At 69.1% G+C, this 17,949-nt stretch carries 8 protein-coding genes; all 8 read left to right on the top strand.

Annotated elements, in window-relative coordinates; genetic code table 11:
* Positions 1-176 precede the first annotated feature (176 nt).
* The 8 genes from rpoB (at position 177) to BLT19_RS00340 (ending at position 17,915) form a co-directional block, all read left to right on the top strand.
* Positions 177-3,704: a DNA-directed RNA polymerase subunit beta gene (rpoB, locus tag BLT19_RS00375; RefSeq protein WP_091484883.1), complete on the top strand. Its 3,528-nt coding sequence runs from the start codon at positions 177-179 to the stop codon at positions 3,702-3,704.
* A gap of 46 nt (positions 3,705-3,750) precedes the next feature.
* On the top strand, positions 3,751-7,641 hold the full coding sequence (locus tag BLT19_RS00370; RefSeq protein ID WP_091484880.1) for a DNA-directed RNA polymerase subunit beta': 3,891 nt from the start codon (positions 3,751-3,753) through the stop codon (positions 7,639-7,641).
* Between the two features lie 133 nt (positions 7,642-7,774).
* Complete coding sequence (locus tag BLT19_RS00365; RefSeq protein WP_091484879.1) at positions 7,775-8,392, top strand: hypothetical protein; 618 nt, start codon at positions 7,775-7,777, stop codon at positions 8,390-8,392.
* A gap of 117 nt (positions 8,393-8,509) precedes the next feature.
* Positions 8,510-9,505 carry a hypothetical protein gene (locus BLT19_RS00360; protein ID WP_091484877.1) on the top strand — a complete coding sequence of 332 codons (996 nt, stop codon included), beginning with the start codon at positions 8,510-8,512 and terminating at the stop codon, positions 9,503-9,505.
* Entirely contained in the window at positions 9,505-9,990 is a 486-nt protein-coding gene (locus BLT19_RS00355) for a hypothetical protein (RefSeq protein ID WP_091484875.1), read from the top strand. Before BLT19_RS00360 ends, BLT19_RS00355 begins: the two co-directional genes overlap by 1 nt.
* Positions 9,991-10,075: 85 nt before the next feature.
* Positions 10,076-10,732, top strand: coding sequence for a spermidine/putrescine ABC transporter substrate-binding protein (locus BLT19_RS00350; RefSeq protein ID WP_091484872.1), 657 nt, complete (start codon positions 10,076-10,078; stop codon positions 10,730-10,732).
* A gap of 101 nt (positions 10,733-10,833) precedes the next feature.
* Positions 10,834-11,961, top strand: coding sequence for a serine/threonine-protein kinase (locus tag BLT19_RS00345; protein WP_091484870.1), 1,128 nt, complete (start codon positions 10,834-10,836; stop codon positions 11,959-11,961).
* Positions 11,958-17,915, top strand: a complete 5,958-nt coding sequence (locus BLT19_RS00340) for an Ig-like domain-containing protein (RefSeq protein WP_231917715.1) — start codon at positions 11,958-11,960, stop codon at positions 17,913-17,915. Before BLT19_RS00345 ends, BLT19_RS00340 begins: the two co-directional genes overlap by 4 nt.
* Positions 17,916-17,949: the final 34 nt, after the last annotated feature.

Raw genomic sequence — 17,949 nt, 5'->3', positions numbered from 1 at the left:
TTGCGCTCTTGGATTCCCCCTGCCCTCATATGGTGGTCGGCTGTGCCTGCGTGCCCCCGCTTCTCGAAGTCATCTTTGACCAGCGGAGTGTGGCGCCCAGGTTTCGGGGACGAATGAGCACTCCACCCTGACGACAAGGAAACGAGCCCTGCCCCGGGCTCACGGAGGTTATCCCCTTGGCTGCTGCGCGCAACGCATCCACCACCACCAACAAGAACGGCCGCGGAGCTTCCCGCCTCTCGTTCGCCAAGATCTCCGACACGCTGACGGTCCCCGACCTTCTCGCGTTGCAGACCGAGTCCTTCGATTGGCTCGTCGGCAACGATGCGTGGAAGGCGCGCGTCGCCGAGGCGCAGGCCGAAGGCCGCACCGACGTGCCCGAGATCAGTGGTCTCGAGGAGATCTTCGAGGAGATCTCGCCGATCGAGGACCTGAGCGAGACGATGCAGCTCTCGTTCACGAACCCGTATCTCGAGCCGGAGAAGTACTCGATCGACGAGTGCAAGGAGCGCGGCAAGACCTACGCCGCCCCGCTGTACGTCGAAGCCGAGTTCATGAACCACCAGACCGGTGAGATCAAGACCCAGACGGTCTTCATGGGCGACTTCCCGCTCCAGACCGGCAAGGGCACGTTCATCATCAACGGCACCGAGCGTGTCGTCGTCTCGCAGCTGGTGCGCTCGCCGGGTGTCTACTTCGACAAGACGCCCGACAAGACCTCCGACAAGGACATCGTCTCGGCCCGGGTCATCCCCAGCCGCGGTGCCTGGCTCGAGTTCGAGATCGACAAGCGCGACCAGGTCGGTGTGCGCATCGACCGCAAGCGCAAGCAGTCGGTCACCGTGTTCCTGAAGGCCCTGGGCCTGACCAGCGAGCAGATCCTCGAGGAGTTCGCCGGCTTCGACTCGATCGAGGAGACGCTGTCCAAGGACACGATCCTCACGAAGGAAGACGCGCTCCGCGACATCTACCGCAAGCTGCGTCCGGGCGAGCAGGTCGCCGCCGAGGCCGCCCGTGCGCTGCTGGACAACTTCTACTTCAACCCGAAGCGCTACGACCTGGCCAAGGTGGGTCGCTACAAGATCAACCAGAAGCTCGGTCTCGCGGGTCCGCTCAGCGATTCGGTGCTGACCGTCGAGGACATCGTCGCGACGATCAAGTACCTCGTGCGTCTGCACAACCCGCAGGGCCCCGGCGTGCGCGAGCTGTCCAAGGACATCTACGCGTTCGACGGCCAGCGCAGCGGCAAGCCCGCCGAGATCCGTCTCGACATCGACGACATCGACAACTTCGGCAACCGCCGTATCCGCGCCGTCGGCGAGCTCATCCAGAACCAGGTCCGCACCGGTCTCTCGCGCATGGAGCGCGTCGTCCGCGAGCGCATGACCACGCAGGACATCGAGGCGATCACGCCGCAGACCCTGATCAACGTGCGCCCCGTCGTCGCCGCGATCAAGGAGTTCTTCGGCACGTCGCAGCTGTCGCAGTTCATGGACCAGAACAACCCGCTCGCGGGTCTGACCCACAAGCGACGCCTGTCCGCGCTCGGCCCCGGCGGTCTGTCGCGTGAGCGCGCCGGCGTCGAGGTCCGTGACGTCCACCCGTCGCACTACGGCCGCATGTGCCCGATCGAGACCCCGGAGGGCCCGAACATCGGCCTGATCGGCTCGCTCGCATCGTTCGCGCGGATCAATTCGTTCGGCTTCATCGAGACCCCGTACCGCAAGGTCATCGACGGCAAGGTCTCCGAGCAGATCGACTACCTGACGGCGTCCGAGGAGAGCGACTACATCGTCGCCCAGGCCGGGGTCGAGCTGAAGGCCGACGGCAGCTTCGCGCAGGACCGCGTACTCGCACGTCGCGGCCAGGGCGGCGAGGTCGACCTGTTCCACGCCGAGGAGATCGGCTACATGGATGTCTCGCCGCGCCAGATGGTGTCGGTCGCGACGTCGCTGATCCCGTTCCTCGAGCACGACGACGCGAACCGCGCCCTCATGGGTGCGAACATGCAGCGTCAGGCAGTTCCGCTGCTGCGCTCGGAGTCGCCCGTGGTCGGAACCGGCATGGAGGGCTTCGCGGCCATCGACGCCGGTGACGTGGTCACCGCCGAGAAGGCCGGTGTCGTCACCGAGGTCTCGGCCGACGTCGTCACCGTGCAGCTGGACGAGGGCGGCACCCAGCAGTACTTCCTCCGCAAGTTCGACCGCTCCAACCAGGGCACGAGCTACAACCAGCGTGTTGTGGTCTCGGCCGGCGAGCGCGTCGAGGCGGGCGAGGTCATCGCCGATGGACCGGCCACGGAGAACGGCGAGCTCGCGCTCGGCAAGAACCTCCTCGTGGCGTTCATGACGTGGGAGGGTCACAACTTCGAAGACGCGATCATCCTCAGCCAGGACCTGGTGAAGGACGACACGCTCTCCTCGATCCACATCGAGGAGTACGAGGTCGACGCCCGCGACACGAAGCTCGGCAAGGAGGAGATCACCCGTGACCTCCCCAACGTCAGCCCCGACCTGCTGAAGGACCTCGACGAGCGCGGCATCATCCGCATCGGCGCCGAGGTGCGTCCCGGCGACATCCTCGTCGGCAAGGTCACGCCCAAGGGCGAGACCGAGCTGTCGGCCGAGGAGCGTCTACTGCGCGCGATCTTCAACGAGAAGAGCCGCGAGGTCCGCGACACGTCGCTGAAGGTGCCCCACGGTGAGCAGGGCACGATCATCGCGGTCAAGGAGTTCAACGCCGAAGACGGGGACGACGAGCTCGGCTCCGGCGTCAACCGACGCGTCGTGGTCTACATCGCCCAGAAGCGCAAGATCACCGAAGGCGACAAGCTCGCCGGCCGCCACGGCAACAAGGGTGTCATCGCCAAGATCCTGCCCGTCGAGGACATGCCCTTCCTCGCGGACGGCACGCCGGTCCAGGTCATCCTGAACCCGCTCGGCATCCCGGGTCGAATGAACTTCGGCCAGGTGCTCGAACTCCACCTCGGCTGGATCGCCCAGCAGGGCTGGAAGGTCGAGGGCAAGCCGACGTGGGCCAAGAGCCTGCCGGAGGAGGCCTTCTCGGCCGAGCCCGGCACCAAGGTCGCCACCCCGGTGTTCGACGGCGCCTTCGAGGAGGAGATCGCGGGTCTGCTGGATTCGACCACGCTCACCCGCGACGGCGAGCGGCTGATCGACTCCACCGGAAAGGCCCTGCTGTTCGACGGCCGGTCCGGCGACCCGTTCCCGGCGCCCGTCTCGGTCGGCTACATGTACATCCTGAAGCTGCACCACCTCGTGGACGACAAGATCCACGCACGCTCCACGGGTCCGTACTCGATGATCACGCAGCAGCCGCTGGGTGGGAAGGCGCAGTTCGGTGGACAGCGCTTCGGTGAGATGGAGGTGTGGGCCCTCGAGGCCTACGGTGCCGCCTACGCACTGCAGGAGCTCCTCACGATCAAGTCCGACGACATCCTCGGCCGCGTGAAGGTCTACGAGGCGATCGTCAAGGGCGAGAACATCCAGGAGCCGGGCATCCCCGAGTCCTTCAAGGTGCTCATGAAGGAGATGCAGTCGCTGTGCCTGAACGTCGAGGTCCTCTCGGCCGACGGCACCCCGGTCAACCTCCGCGACACCGACGATGACGCCTTCCGCGCAGCGGAGGAGCTCGGCATCAACATCTCCAGCCGCTTCGAATCCTCGTCGATCGACGAGATCTAAGCCGCCGGTCCGATACAGAATTCCGATACAGGAGAACTGAGAACTAGTGCTCGAATCAACAACTTTCGATCAGCTTCGCATCGGCCTGGCTACCGCTGACGACATCCGTCGTTGGTCGTACGGCGAGGTCAAGAAGCCTGAGACCATCAACTACCGCACGCTCAAGCCCGAGAAGGACGGTCTCTTCGGAGAGCAGATCTTCGGACCGAGCCGTGACTGGGAGTGCGCATGCGGCAAGTACAAGCGCGTCCGCTTCAAGGGCATCGTCTGCGAGCGCTGCGGCGTGGAGGTCACCAAGTCCTCCGTGCGCCGCGAGCGCATGGGCCACATCGAGCTCGCCGCGCCCGTCACGCACATCTGGTACTTCAAGGGCGTCCCCTCGCGCTTGGGCTATCTGCTGGACATGGCACCCAAGGACCTCGAGAAGGTCATCTACTTCGCCGCCTACATGGTGATCTCCGTCGACGAGGAGGCGCGTCACCGCGACCTCCCCACGCAGGAGAACAACATCCGTCTCGAGCTGAAGACGCTCGGCGACCGCCGCGACTCGCGCATCGCCACCCGTCTCCAGAAGCTCGAGGAGGAACTGGCCGCTCTGGAGGAAGAGGGCGCCAAGGCCGACCAGAAGAAGAAGGTCAAGGACGCTGCCGAGAAGGAGATGGGCAGCATCCGCAAGAACTTCGACGACCAGATCACGCGCCTGGAGCGCGTCTGGGAGGAGTTCCGCACGCTCGAGGTCGGCGCCCTGAAGGGCGAGGACGAGATCTTCCACGAGCTGCAGGACCGCTTCGGTCAGTACTTCGAGGCCCACATGGGCGCCGAGTCGATCAAGCGTCGCCTGGAGGCGTTCGACCTGGCCGAGGAGTCCGACTCCCTGCGCCTGCAGATCTCCGAGGGCAAGGGACAGCGCAAGATCCGCGCGATCAAGCGCCTGAAGGTCGTCAACTCGTTCCTGATGACGGGCATGAGCCCGGCATCCATGGTCCTGGACGTCGTCCCGGTGATCCCGCCGGAGCTTCGCCCGATGGTGCAGCTGGACGGTGGCCGCTTCGCGACCTCCGACCTGAACGACCTGTACCGCCGCGTGATCAACCGCAACAACCGTCTCCGTCGCCTGATCGACCTCGGTGCACCCGAGATCATCGTCAACAACGAGAAGCGGATGCTGCAGGAGGCCGTCGACGCGCTGTTCGACAACGGCCGCCGCGGTCGCCCCGTGACCGGTACCGGCAACCGGGCGCTGAAGTCCCTGAGCGACATGCTCAAGGGAAAGCAGGGTCGGTTCCGCCAGAACCTGCTCGGCAAGCGCGTGGACTACTCGGGTCGTTCGGTCATCATCGTCGGACCCCAGCTGAAGCTGCACCAGTGCGGCCTGCCCAAGCAGATGGCGCTGGAACTGTTCAAGCCGTTCGTGATCAAGCGCCTGATCGACCTCGGTCACTCGCAGAACATCAAGGCCGCCAAGCGCGCCGTCGAGCGCACGCGTCCCGAGGTCTGGGACGTGCTCGAGGAGATCATCCGCGAGCGGCCCGTGCTGCTCAACCGCGCGCCGACGCTGCACCGACTGGGCATCCAGGCGTTCGAGCCTCAGCTCGTGGAGGGCAAGGCGATCCAGCTGCACCCGCTCGTGTGCGCCGCGTTCAACGCGGACTTCGACGGTGACCAGATGGCCGTCCACCTGCCGCTGTCGGTCGAGGCCCAGGCCGAGGCACGCATCCTGATGCTCGCCTCGAACAACATCCTGAAGCCGTCCGACGGCCGCCCGGTCACCCTGCCCTCGCAGGACATGATCATCGGCCTGCACCACCTGACCACGGTCAAGGTCGGCGCAGCCGGCGAGGGTCGTGTATTCGGCTCGGTCGGCGAGGCGATCCTGGCCAAGGACGAGGGAACCCTCGACCTGCAGGCCAAGGTCCGCATCCGCATCCCCGGTCTGACCTTCCTCGAGTCCGAGGGCGAGACCCCCGAGAGCATTGCGACGTACGAGCGCAACGGTCTCGTGGAGACCTCGCTGGGTCAGGCGATCTTCAACGACACCCTGCCCAAGGGCTACCCGTTCGTGCGCGAGCAGGCCGACAAGGGCAAGCTGTCGCAGATCGTCAACAAGCTGGCCGAGGAGTATCCGAAGGTGGAGGTCGCGGCATCGCTGGACCGCATCAAGGACGCCGGCTTCTACTGGGCCACCCGTTCGGGTGTCACCGTGGCGCTGAGCGACATCCTCACCCCGCCGGACAAGCCGCAGATCGTGGCACGCCACGAGAAGCGCGCCGCCAAGGCGCAGGACCAGTTCGAGAAGGGTCTGACCACGGACTCGGAGCGCCGTCAGGAGCTCATCAAGATCTGGACCGAGGCGACCGACGAGGTCCAGAAGGCCATGCGCGACAACTTCCCCGAGGACAACACCATCAACCGCATGGTGTCGTCGGGTGCTCGTGGTAACTGGCTGCAGATCCGGAACATCGCCGGTATGCGAGGCCTGGTGAACAACCCCAAGGGTGAGATCATCCCGCGTCCGATCATCTCCTCGTACCGTGAGGGTCTGTCGGTGGCGGAGTACTTCATCGCGACGCACGGTGCGCGCAAGGGTCTGGCCGACACGGCCCTGCGTACAGCCGACTCGGGCTACCTCACGCGTCGTCTCGTGGACGTCTCGCAGGATGTCATCATCCGTGAGGACGACTGCGGTACGACCAAGGGTCTCGAGCTGCCGATCGCGGCTGCCGGTGCCGACGGTGTCCTCGTCAAGGACGCGAACGTGGAGAACTCCGTGTTCTCGCGCACCCTCGCCTCCGACGCGGTGGATGCCGCGGGCAACGTGCTGGCCTCGGCCGGCGACGACGTGGGCGACGTGCTGCTGAACACGCTGATCGAGGCGGGTGTGGAGACCATCAAGGTGCGCTCCGTGCTCACCTGCGACTCGGCCGTCGGTGTCTGCGCGCAGTGCTACGGCCGCTCGCTCGCGACCGGAAAGCTCGTCGACATCGGAGAGGCCGTCGGCATCATCGCGGCCCAGTCGATCGGTGAGCCCGGAACGCAGCTCACGATGCGCACCTTCCACACGGGTGGTTCGGCCTCGGCCGATGACATCACCCAGGGTCTGCCGCGTGTGCAGGAGCTCTTCGAGGCGCGTACCCCCAAGGGTGCGTCGCCGATCGCCGAGTCCGACGGTCGCATCACGATCGAAGAGACCGATCGCGCCAAGAAGGTCATCCTGACGCCCGACAACGGCGATGAGCCGCATGTCTACCCGGTGCTGCGCCGCGCGACGCTCCTGGTCGAGGACGGCCAGCACGTCACGGTCGGTCAGCCGATCCTGGTGGGAACGCTGGACCCCAAGGAGGTCATGCGCGTCATGGGTGCCCGCGAGGTGCAGCGCTACCTCGTCAACGGCGTCCAGGGCGTCTACCGCTCGCAGGGTGTGCCGATCCACGACAAGCACATCGAGGTCATCGTGCGCCAGATGCTGCGGAAGATCACCGTGGTGGACCACGGCGAGACGACGCTGCTGCCCGGTGAGCTGGTGGACTTCAAGAAGTACCAGAACATGAACCGCGAGGTCGTGGCAGAGGGCAAGCGCCCCGCGTCGGGTCGTCCGGAGCTCATGGGTATCACGAAGGCGTCGCTCGCGACCGAATCGTGGCTGTCGGCCGCTTCCTTCCAGGAGACGACCCGGGTCCTGACCCAGGCCGCGATGGAGGGCAAGAGCGACCCGTTGCTGGGCCTCAAGGAGAACGTCATCATCGGAAAGCTCATCCCGGCCGGAACCGGACTTGCGAAGTATCGCAACGTCGCGGTCGAGGCCACGGAGGAGGCCAAGAGCGAGCGGTACCCCAACCGCATCTTCGCCTCGGACGGCGCCTACACCGACGCCGACCTGAGCTACGTCGACTTCGACAGCTTCTCGACGGATGACTTCACCCCCGGTACGTACAACTGACGTATCGAGATCTGAAGGACTGAAAGGCCCCGGTTCGCCGGGGCCTTTCGGCGTTCGCTGGCGCGCGGCGTGCCTTGGCCTCGAGCCTCCGCGGGCCCGCCTAGCGTGGAACGCGGGGAAGGGAGGTGGAGTCGTGGCGCGCACGGGCGGACGCAATTCATGGATCGCGTGGCCGGTCGGCATCATCTGCGCCTCCGTCGTGGTCGCCCTCGCCTACCTCTCCCAGCCGATGATCCCGGTGACGGCGACCTGGGTGGGTCAGATGTTCTACTCCGCGACCCATCTGCCGCCGCCCGCCGAGACGGGGCAGAGCGTGACGGCGGGCCTGGCGGTCTCGCCCGAGCTGGACTGCCGCCGGATGTACCCGGATGACCTGTGGGCCGAGCTCACCTGGACACCGGACGTGCTGCTCTCGCAGAACACGGCGGCGCCGGCGACCTCCGTCACCGCCTTGACCGACGCGCTGGCACCGACGGTGCTGCGCACGTGCTCGTGGCGGGCCGAGGGCGGTATCACGATCAGCTCCACGCTGGCACGGGTGGGGGCGGAAGGGCCGGCCGTCGCGGATGCCGCGCTGCGCGGCCAGGGCTTCTCCTGCTCCGACGACGCCGCGGGCCTGACCTGCACGCGGACGGAGGGGGACGTGACCGAGGAGCAGGTCCTTCGTGACGGACTGTGGCTGTCGAGTGTGGAGCACTCGTGGCATCCGCGTGCCTACGGCGACCGCCTCGCCACGCACGTCTTCGGCTGAGTGCCGGAGATTCCCTGCGGCACGCCACGCCGCACTGCGGCACGCCTCCGGGGAGCGGCGGTTCCTGCACGTTACTCTCGCTGTGCAGGGATGGGCCTTGCGTGAGGAGTGCATCCGATGAGTGACTCGAAGTCGTCCTACGGCGAGCCGGTCGAGGAGCCCACGGCGGAGGGCGACGTGGTCGGCAGCGCCCACGAGGGCATCGCAGAGGCTGAGGCTGCGCGCCGCGATGCGGTCTCCCCTGCCGAGGCGGATGCTGCTGCCTCCCAGCCCGCGTACGCCGGGCCGGTCACGCCGACCGCCGAAGAGCCCGTCTACACCGACGCATCCTCCGGGGACCTCTCCTACATCGACACGACGCCCGAGACGGATGCGACCGCGGCGACCACCGCGTACGCCCCCGTCGAGCACGAGACCGTCGTCGCGCCGGTCGTGACCGCGAGCGAGCCCGCACGTGACACCGACTACAGCACGGACTACGCCACGGTCCCCGTCGTCGCAGGCACGGCTGCGGCGGGCACCGCGGCAGCCGGCGCGTACGCACCGCAGCCGATCTTCGTGCAGGCTCCCGAGGCGCCCAACCCGCGCGGCAACCGCGGTGCCGCCGGTGCCATCGGACTCCTCGCCGCGATCTCCTTCGCGGTCCTCTACCTCGCTGCATGGCTGGGCTTCGGGTTGCTCAGCGGCGCTGTGGCGGCCGATGATCTGGGCACCGCCGCCCTGTCCGCCCTCACGACCTGGTCGCTGTGGGTCCCGGTCGTGGTGTTCTTCATCGCCTTCTGGCTGCTCGGCGCGATCATCAACCGCGGTCGTTGGGCCGCATGGGTCATCTTCGGTCTTCTCGTCGGTGTCGCCAGCTACGCCGGTCACATCCTGGGTGCACTGTTCCAGGCGCCGTTCTGGATGCTCACGGCGAGCGAGGGATCCGCGCTGGTCGAGCGCGAGCTGCTGGCACCGCTGGCGATCGCAGCCTTCGTGATCGGTCGCGAGCTGACCATCTGGTTCGGTGCGTGGGTCGCGAAGCGGGGCGCGCGGGTCACCGAACTGAACATCGAAGCCCAGCGCGAGTACGAGCGCACGCTCGAGGCGGGTCCGCAGCTCACGCGCGTGTGATGACCGACGAGCGGGGTGCGGCGGGCGGCTCGGTCCGGCCCGCCCTTGCCCTGGTCTTCGCGACGGTCGCGTTCGTCGCGCTCCTGATCTTCGGACTCGGGATGCTGAGCCTCGTCCTGAACGCGGACGTGGTCGCAGCCCCGGGGCTCGGCCAGATCCCCGGGGTGATCGCCGTGATCGTCGCAATGGGCGCCTTCGCGGGAGCGCTGTGGGCCGGCATCCGGTCGCCGCATCCCTCCTTCTGGACCGCGCTGTGGACGGCGCTGGCCGCTGCGGCCGGCTACATCGTCGGCCTCTGGCTCGGGGCGGTCTTCACCGGCGCCGATGTGGGTGTCGCGACGGCGGCCGCCGGCCGGATCGCGACATCATGGTTCGGCGCAGTGGTGGGCGTCTCGGGCGCGATCGCCGGCTGGGGCGGTGTCGCCCTCGTCCGGACGCGATCGCAGCGCCCGAGGTGGCCGTGGGAAGACGAGTTCGACGAGTGAGGGGTGCGGCGGGCACACACCCCGTCGGCGCGCTGAACCGCGGAAGAACGCCGCTTCTCGGGCGTGTCGGGCTAGCGTGTAACCCGTGGAGCGCTCGCTCGAGACGCAGGTCAGCCAGGCGGTGGACGCCTGGCTGCGCTGGCTGCCCAGATGGGAGCCGGCCACGCACCGCGGGCGGGTGGCACCGTGTCGGCGCTGCTTCGGTTCGCCGGTGCTCTCCGCGGCCGGCCTGGGCGCCGATGTGCCGCACGGAGTGCAGCACGGGCTCTCCACCCGCATCAAGTCGATCGTGGACCATTCGGTCGCCGAGTACACCGCGGTGAACCTGCCGATGCTGCAGGCCGAGCTGGATCAGCAGGCGGCCCGCAACCGGGCGCGCAGCTATCGTCCGGCCGAGGGCCTGGAGCCGGAGTTCGAGGGGCTCCCCCTGGATCCGGAGCCGCTGCCGGGGGCGCCGTTCCTGTTCACGATCTCCGGGATGGCCGAGGAGGCCGATGCCGGCGTGCCCGATCTGCCCCCGCTCAGCGACGAGGCGAAGGCGGCGCTACGCCAGGAGGTCGGCCTTGCCGACGACTACGCGAACATGGTGGGGCGCGAAGTGTGCACGATCCTCCTGCACCACCGGCTGCGCATCCAGGCCGCGATCACGCAGTACGTCGAGCCGCAGATCGAGGCGATGCTCGAAGAGCTGACGCGTTCGCTGGACGCGCCGTTCGACCCGAATGAGCCGCCGCCACTCTGAGTCGCACCGCACATCGGCCTTCCCCGCGGGTTTTGTTAGCATGAGCGGGTTTACGCAGGGCTCGCAGCATCGCGGGCGACTTCACGCCAGGGGAGGGTTCGGTGGCCACACGCCTGCCGTCCGCGCCCCCCATCCTCCCCGGCCTCGTCTACATCCGCCCCCTCGGCTCCGGCGGCTTCGCGGACGTGTTCCTCTACGAGCAGGACATGCCCAGGCGGGATGTGGCCGTGAAGGTCCTTCCCAGCGACGTGCGCGATCCCGACCTGCGCCGCATGTTCAACGCCGAGGCCGACGTCCTGGCCCACCTCTCGGCGCATCCGTCGATCGTGACCGTCTACCAGGCGGGGATCTCCGCCGACGGTCGCCCCTACATCGTGATGGAGTTCTGTCCCGGCTCGCTCGCCCAGCGCTATCGCATCGAGCGTGTGCCGGTCGGAGAGGTCCTGACGGTCGGGGTGAAGATGGCCAGCGCCCTCGAGTCCGCACACCGGGCGGGGCTGGTCCATCGCGATGTGAAGCCGAGCAACATCCTGGTGACGACCTTCGGCGCTCCGGTCCTGGCCGACTTCGGCATCTCGTCATCGCTCGCGAGGGCGACCGCCGACGAAGTGCTCGCGATGTCGATCCCGTGGAGCGCCCCCGAAGTCGTTGACGAATCGACCTCGGGCACCATCGAGAGCGAGGTGTGGAGTCTGGGCGCGACGGTCTACTCGCTGCTGGCCGGTCACAGTCCGTTCGAGCGCCGTGAGCGCGGACAGAACAGCAAGGAGCAGCTGCGGCGTCGAATCGCCCGCGCGACCTACACCGCGATCCCACGCGCCGATGTGCCGCCATCTCTGCAAGACGTCCTGGCCCGCTCCATGAACCGCGATCCGCGCCGGCGTTACCCTTCGGCACGGGAGTTCGCCGACGCGCTCCGGGCCGTGCAGACCGAGCTCGGACTCGCGCCCACGCCGCTGGAGATCGCCGCGGGCGGATGGATGCCGAGCGCCGTCGACTTCGGCGACGCGCAGTTGCGTGGGCCTGCGCGCAGCCGGATCGAGCGCGAGGAGACCCGCAAGACGCGTTCCGGCACCGGCGTCGCCGCCCTCGCCCGCGATGAGGACACCGACCTGTCGGCGGCGGAGCGCTCCCGCGCCCGAGTGCCGGTGTGGGTGTATGCCGCGATCGCGGCGGCTGTCGCCGGAATCGGCGTGCTCAGCACGGTGCTGCTGACGGGCGGGCGATGATGCGCCGCAGGACGACCGCCGGGATCGTCGCCGCCGCGGCCGCCGTCGCGCTGGTGGCAGGAGTGAGCCTCGCGTGGCCGGGACTCGACGCGCAGGAGACGGCGAAGGTCGACCCGTCGGTGTGGGCCCTGCAGACCGCAGAGGGAAGCCGCTACGCCCGCGTGAACACCGCGATCGGCGAGCTGGACACGGTGCGCGACATCAGCAGCCCGAGCACCGTCGCGCAGAGCGCCGACGCGGCGTACCTGTTCTCCGACAGCTACGCGAAACTCACCCGGATCGACGCGGCCCTGCCGGCGAACCTCGACGAGGAGGAGCTGGAGGCCTCGCCACCGACGCCGGCCGGCACCATCGAGGTGGTCACGGCGGATGACTTCGTCGCCTACCGCACCGACAGCGGAGCGGTCTACACCGGGCGGCTCTCCACCGGCGAGACGACCCAGCTCGAGCCGTACTCCTCCGACGACGAGGACGGGCCGCAGTACAGCGCCGAGGCCATCGCGATCGACGCGCGCGGCATGCTCTTCAGTTACTCCCGCGCCGACGGCGCGGTGCTGCGCTACGACGTGCCGGCATCCGAGGTGCGCGAGCGGAACGAGCTCGACGCAGGCGGCCTGTCGGCGCCCGCACTCACCGCCGCGGGGGATACGTGGGTGCTGGTGGACGCAGACGACGGCGACGTGTGGATCAAGGGGACGGATGCCGTGCAGTCCGCACCCACGACGGGCGCGGTCACCCTCGGCGAACCGGATCCCGACGGCGCTGCCGTCTACCTCGCCGACGAGACCGGCCTGGTCCGCGTCGGCACCGACGGTTCGGGCATCTCGGCAGTTCTCGAGGACTCGGCAGTGCGCGGCACACCGGCTCGTCCGATCGTGCACGACGGCGTGGTGTACGCCGCGTGGCTTCCGCAGGGCGCGGGCACGGGCTCGCTGTGGCGGTCCGACGGCGCCGAGGTGTCGCTCGACTACGGCGGGCTCGAGCTGCCCGATCAGCGGCGGCCCGTCTTCGTCGCCTCCGACGATGCGGTCATCCTCAACGAGACCCGCAGCGGCTGGGTGTGGACCGTCCCCGACGGCACTCTGGTCGCTTCCAGCCAGGACTGGTCGCTGGATGAGCGCACGGACCCGGACGCTGAGCCCAGCAGCGAGCAGTTGACCGTCGTGCTCGACCCGCGGCCGCCGGTCGCCGAACCCGACTCCTTCGGCGTGCGGGCGGCGAGCCTGGTCACCCTGCCCGTGCTGATCAACGACCACGACCCGAACGAGGACGTCCTGAGCATCGATGCCGCCTCGGTGACGCCGATCGATCCGGCCTTCGGTGTCGTCTCGATCACCGACGACGCGCAGCGTCTCACAGTGCGCGTCGCGCCGGGGGCGAGCGGGGCGGCCACCTTCGCCTACGCCGTCACAGACGGCACTGCGGACGGCGGGCTGGTCTCGACCCCCGCTACGGTCACCCTGACCGTCGCCGGCGCTGAGGCGGAGAGCGCGCCGCAATGGTGCGGGGTCGCCGACTGCCTCGTGCCGTGGCCGCAGCCCGAGGTCGCCCGCGGCGGGACGGTCACCGTGCCGGTGCTGCCGGGGTGGGTCGACCCCGAGGGCGACCCGGTGCTGCTGCTCTCGGTGCAGAACCCGTCCGGCATCGGCAGCGTCGCCGCCACCCCGTCGGGCGATGTCATCTACCAGCACAGCGACGGCGGCGGCGGCACGGGCGAGGAGGTGGTGGAGCTGACTGTGACGGTCTCGGACACCGCCGGCCAGATCAGCACCCGGCCGCTCACCGTCACCGTCTCGGACGAACCCGCCCTGACGGTGCAGTCCTTCGCCGTCGTGGACACGATCGATGCGGGGCTGACCGTGGATGTCACCCCCCATGTGACGGGCACCGCCGGCACGATCTCGCTCGCGTCCGTCCGGGTCCAGGGCGATGCCGCCGCCACCGCGACGATCGTCGGCGGGTCGGCATCCTTCGATTTCGCCGCACAGACACCCGGCACCTTCCGCGTCAGCTTCACCGCCACCGACGGCGTGCGGGACGCGACCGGCACGGCCCGCATCACGATCCTCCCCGCCGACGCGCCGCCGCAGCTGGCGACATCGCCGGTCGTCGCGTTCGTGCATCCGCAGTCGGATGCGACGCTGGACGTCTTCGCCGCCGTGGCCAACGCCACCCGCCGCGTCCTGCTGCTCAGCGACGTGGTCGCCCACGCCGACCCCGGTGCGACGCTGTCGGTGGATGCCGTGGGCCAGAGCAACCTGCGGGTGTCCGGGAGCACCGCATCCGGAGGCACCGGTCGGCTCGGCACCGTCTCGTACACGGTCAGCGACGGGACCGACGACCAGGGGGCGCGGATCGAGGGGGAGGCGACGGTGTACCTCCTGCCGCCGGCACCGGAACTCGCGCCGATCGCCGTCGACGACAGCGTTGTCGTGCGTGCCGGCGCCCAGATCGACATCCCGGTGCTGGAGAACGACATCGCGCCTTCCGGCGGCCGTCCGACGCTGAATCCGGCATCGGTCACCTCGTCCACTCCCGAGGCGCTCGCCTTCGCCAGCGCGGACGTGCTGCGCTACCTCGCCCCGACCACGCCCGGTATGTACACCGTCGACTACGGGGTGTTCACGACGGGTGCGCCGGCGCTCGCCGACGCCGCGACCGTGCGGATCGAGGTGCTGCCGGACGACGCGAACCGCTCGCCCCTCCCCGAGACGCTCGAGGGCCGGGTCCTCAGCGGCGAGTCGACCCTCATCGAATTCGACGACTTCGGCACCGACCCGGACGGTGACGTCGTCACACTCGACCGGATCTCGAGTCAGCCGCAGAGCGGTTCGGCGACCCTCTCCGCCGACGGCGAGTCGATCCTGTACACGAGCGTCGCCGGGCACCGAGGACAGGTCGCGTTCCGCTACCGCGTTGTGGACGCGTTCGGCGCCACCGGCGAGGGCACGGTGCGCATCGGGGTGCTCGACAACCAGTCCAATCCCAGCCCAGTCACGTTCACCGACTACGTCCAGGTGCAGGCGGGGTCCGGCAGCACCATCCGGGTCAGTCCGCTCGCCAACGACGTCGACCCGACCAGGGGCGCACTCGCGATCACGGACGTGCGTCCCGACCTGCCTGCCGCGCTCGCGGACGGCTCGGACAACCCGGAATACGAGCGGCTCAGCGGGCGGCTGATCTCCGCAGGGGATTCGACCGTCGTGATCGCCGCCGGCACTGAGCCGTCCACCATGTCGTTCCTGTACGACGTGGAGTCCAGTTCCGGCAACACCGGCCGCGGCCTCATCGTCGTGCGCGTGGTCCGCGAGAGCGTCCCCGACTATCCGGTCGTCGCCGACACATCGCTGACCGTGGAGAACCGGGACGAGTTCACCCGCGGCGTCGATGTCCTCGCCGGAAAGGCATCGTGGGCCGGCGGCGAGATCGACGATCTGGAGGTGAGCCTCTGGGGCGATCCGCAGGGCGTGCGGGTGGAGGGCGGGCAACTGCGCGGACCGCTTCCGTCGACCGGTCGGGTCATCCCGTTCGCGGTGACCGGCCAGAGCGCATCAGGACCGGTGACCACCTACGCATTCCTGCGGGTCCCGGGCGATGACGATCTGTCCGTGTCGCTGCGCTCGAGTGCGCAGCCTCCCGAGGTGGACGAACTGCAATCCACGACCTTCGACATGAGCCGGCTGGTCGTCAAGCCGCAGGGCAGCACCGTCGAGGTCGGCACCGACATCCGTTCCTCCGGCGCCCGCGCCGAGGCGACCTGTGCGATCGAATCGGGCACCACCGTCCGGTACACCGCCGGAAGCGGAGCGCCGTGGACCGACGCATGCCAGGTGCCGGTCCGCGTCGCCGGGCAGGAGGACTGGACCTACCTCGCGGTGCCCATCCTCGTGCGGCCCCTCGATCCGCAGCCGGAGCTGCGCGCAGGCTCGGTCACCGTGGGGCCGGGCGAGACGGCGACCTTCGATCTGAAGAACATGACCACATGGCAGCTCCGGGAGGACTGGGCCGGCATCCGCTACGCATTGGACTACCCGGGCTCGGCGTTCGAAGTGAGCCTCGCCGGGTCCATCGTCACGATCACCGGACAGGACCGCGCTGAACCGGGCTCGGAGGAGGCCGCCCTCATCTCGGTTCCGAGCCACAACGCCGTGACCCCGGTCCGCCTGATCCTCCGGGTGGGCGCCGCGCCCTCGACGCTCCCGCAGGGCGGGTCGGTCGCGCAGCAGTGCTCGCAGGCCGGCGGCTCGTCGTGTGCCATCTCGGTGATCGGCGCGGTCGGCGAGGTCAATCCTCTGCCGCGGACGCCGCTCACCGTCGCCGCGGTACGACCCACCGGTGCCTGCGCCGGCGTCACCTTCGCACCGGACGGGGGAGCGGGCGTGGTGGCATCCTGGTCTGCGGATGCCCCGGGCGCGACCTGCACCGCGACGTTCTCGGTGCAGGATGCGCAGGGACGGGTCACCAGCGCAGAGCGGGACGGGCGGATCCTGCTCGATCTGCAGGGATACCCCAAGGCGCCTGCCAGCCTCACCCAGACCGCGTACGCCGATGGTGAGCTGACGCTCCGGGTCGATCCCGGAGAAGCACGACTGGCCTACCCGGGCCTCGGCGGATTCGTGATCCGCTGGAACGGCACGGATGTCGCGCAGTGCTCAGCGGACGGCTCGTGCCCGCCGATCGCGGCACCCAACGGCGAGCAGCGCACCTACGAGGCGTTCGCCGTCAACGCGGTCGGGCTCTCCCGCGGCAGTGTGCGCACGCTCGCCTGGGCGTACAACGCACCGCCCGCGCCGGCACTGGCAACGAGCACGCCGGTGCGTACCGACGGCGAAGGCGGCATCGTCGCCCTCAGCGTCGACGGGGTCGAGCCGGTCCAGACCGGCGGCCTGGAGATCACCAGCCCGAGCGGGGAGACCGTCCAGGTGCCGGTCCGTCGCGACCAGACCCGCGTCGAGGTGCCCGCCTACCGGGTCGGCTCCAACACGGCGGGCCCGATCACGATCGCGCCGATCTCGCGCTTCGAGCTGCCGCCCGGACTCGGCGGAACGCCGTCCGGCTCGGCGATCACCATCACCGGCAACGGGGTGGGTGCGCCCAGGGAACCCCAGCTCATCCTCAGCTCGCGGTCCGACGGTGACGGGACCTCGACCGTGACCGCCAACGCGACCGCGCTCAGCGGCGGAGACGGCTCGTCGCTGCGCTACGGGATCGTCCGGGACGGCGATCGCTGCCGGGCGAGCGTCGACGGCAGCGTCGCGACGTTCGCCGCTCTGGCGGATGGCGAGGAGTACGCCTTCACGCTGTGCGTCGAATCCTGGTTCGGAGACCAGATCTTCGGGCGGGCGACCACCACCGCCAGTGTCCGCGCCGAGCAGAGCGGGAGCGCGCCGGGCGGCTACACCTTCGTCGTCGACGCGACGCCGCACGTGGGATCGGGGCGCGCGGAGTGGGTCATCCGCACCGCTCCCGAGTCCGCCGAGTCCGTGCCCAACCGCAACCACCCGGAGTTCTCCGGTCTGCCCAGCTCCGTGTTCGACCGCGACCCCGGCGTTCAGGTGCGCTACGTCCACGACCGCTGGGGGACGACGACGCCGTGGGCGGGCGTCCAGCCCCGTGCCGGGAGCGCGCCCTACCAGGTGCAGGCCCGCTGGTCTCTCGCCTCGTGCGTGGGTGGCGGCGTCCTCGCGCCGCAGGGCGACTCGTCCACCGATCCCGCCGGCGGAAAAGCGGTGATCACGTTCGGCTACGCCGACTTGCGCTTCTACGACGAGGCGGGCGGGCTGCTGGCCTACACGCCCGACAGCCTGGTCGTCCCGGTCGGCGCGAAACGGGTCGAGGGCATCACCGTGTCCGTGGACTGGTCGGCACAGGGCTGGGGTCTCGCGCCGGCCACCTCGACGCTCTCCGCGGCGTGCGATCCCAACCTTCCCGTGCCACCCGTCCCGAATCCTTGATGCGCACCGCACCGGTACACCCCCACCAGAGGAC

This window comes from Microbacterium pygmaeum (assembly GCF_900100885.1).
In the GTDB taxonomy this organism is placed as follows: domain Bacteria; phylum Actinomycetota; class Actinomycetes; order Actinomycetales; family Microbacteriaceae; genus Microbacterium; species Microbacterium pygmaeum.
This window is presented reverse-complemented; position numbering and strand designations above follow the sequence as displayed.

What these genes read in the sequence shown, in the direction of transcription:
- BLT19_RS00340 (WP_231917715.1), top strand. Translation starts at nt 11,958, where the DNA reads ATGATGCGCCGCAGGACGACCGCCGGGATCGTCGCCGCCGCGGCCGCC.
- BLT19_RS00360 (WP_091484877.1), top strand. Translation starts at nt 8,510, where the DNA reads ATGAGTGACTCGAAGTCGTCCTACGGCGAGCCGGTCGAGGAGCCCACG.
- BLT19_RS00355 (WP_091484875.1), top strand. Translation starts at nt 9,505, where the DNA reads ATGACCGACGAGCGGGGTGCGGCGGGCGGCTCGGTCCGGCCCGCCCTT.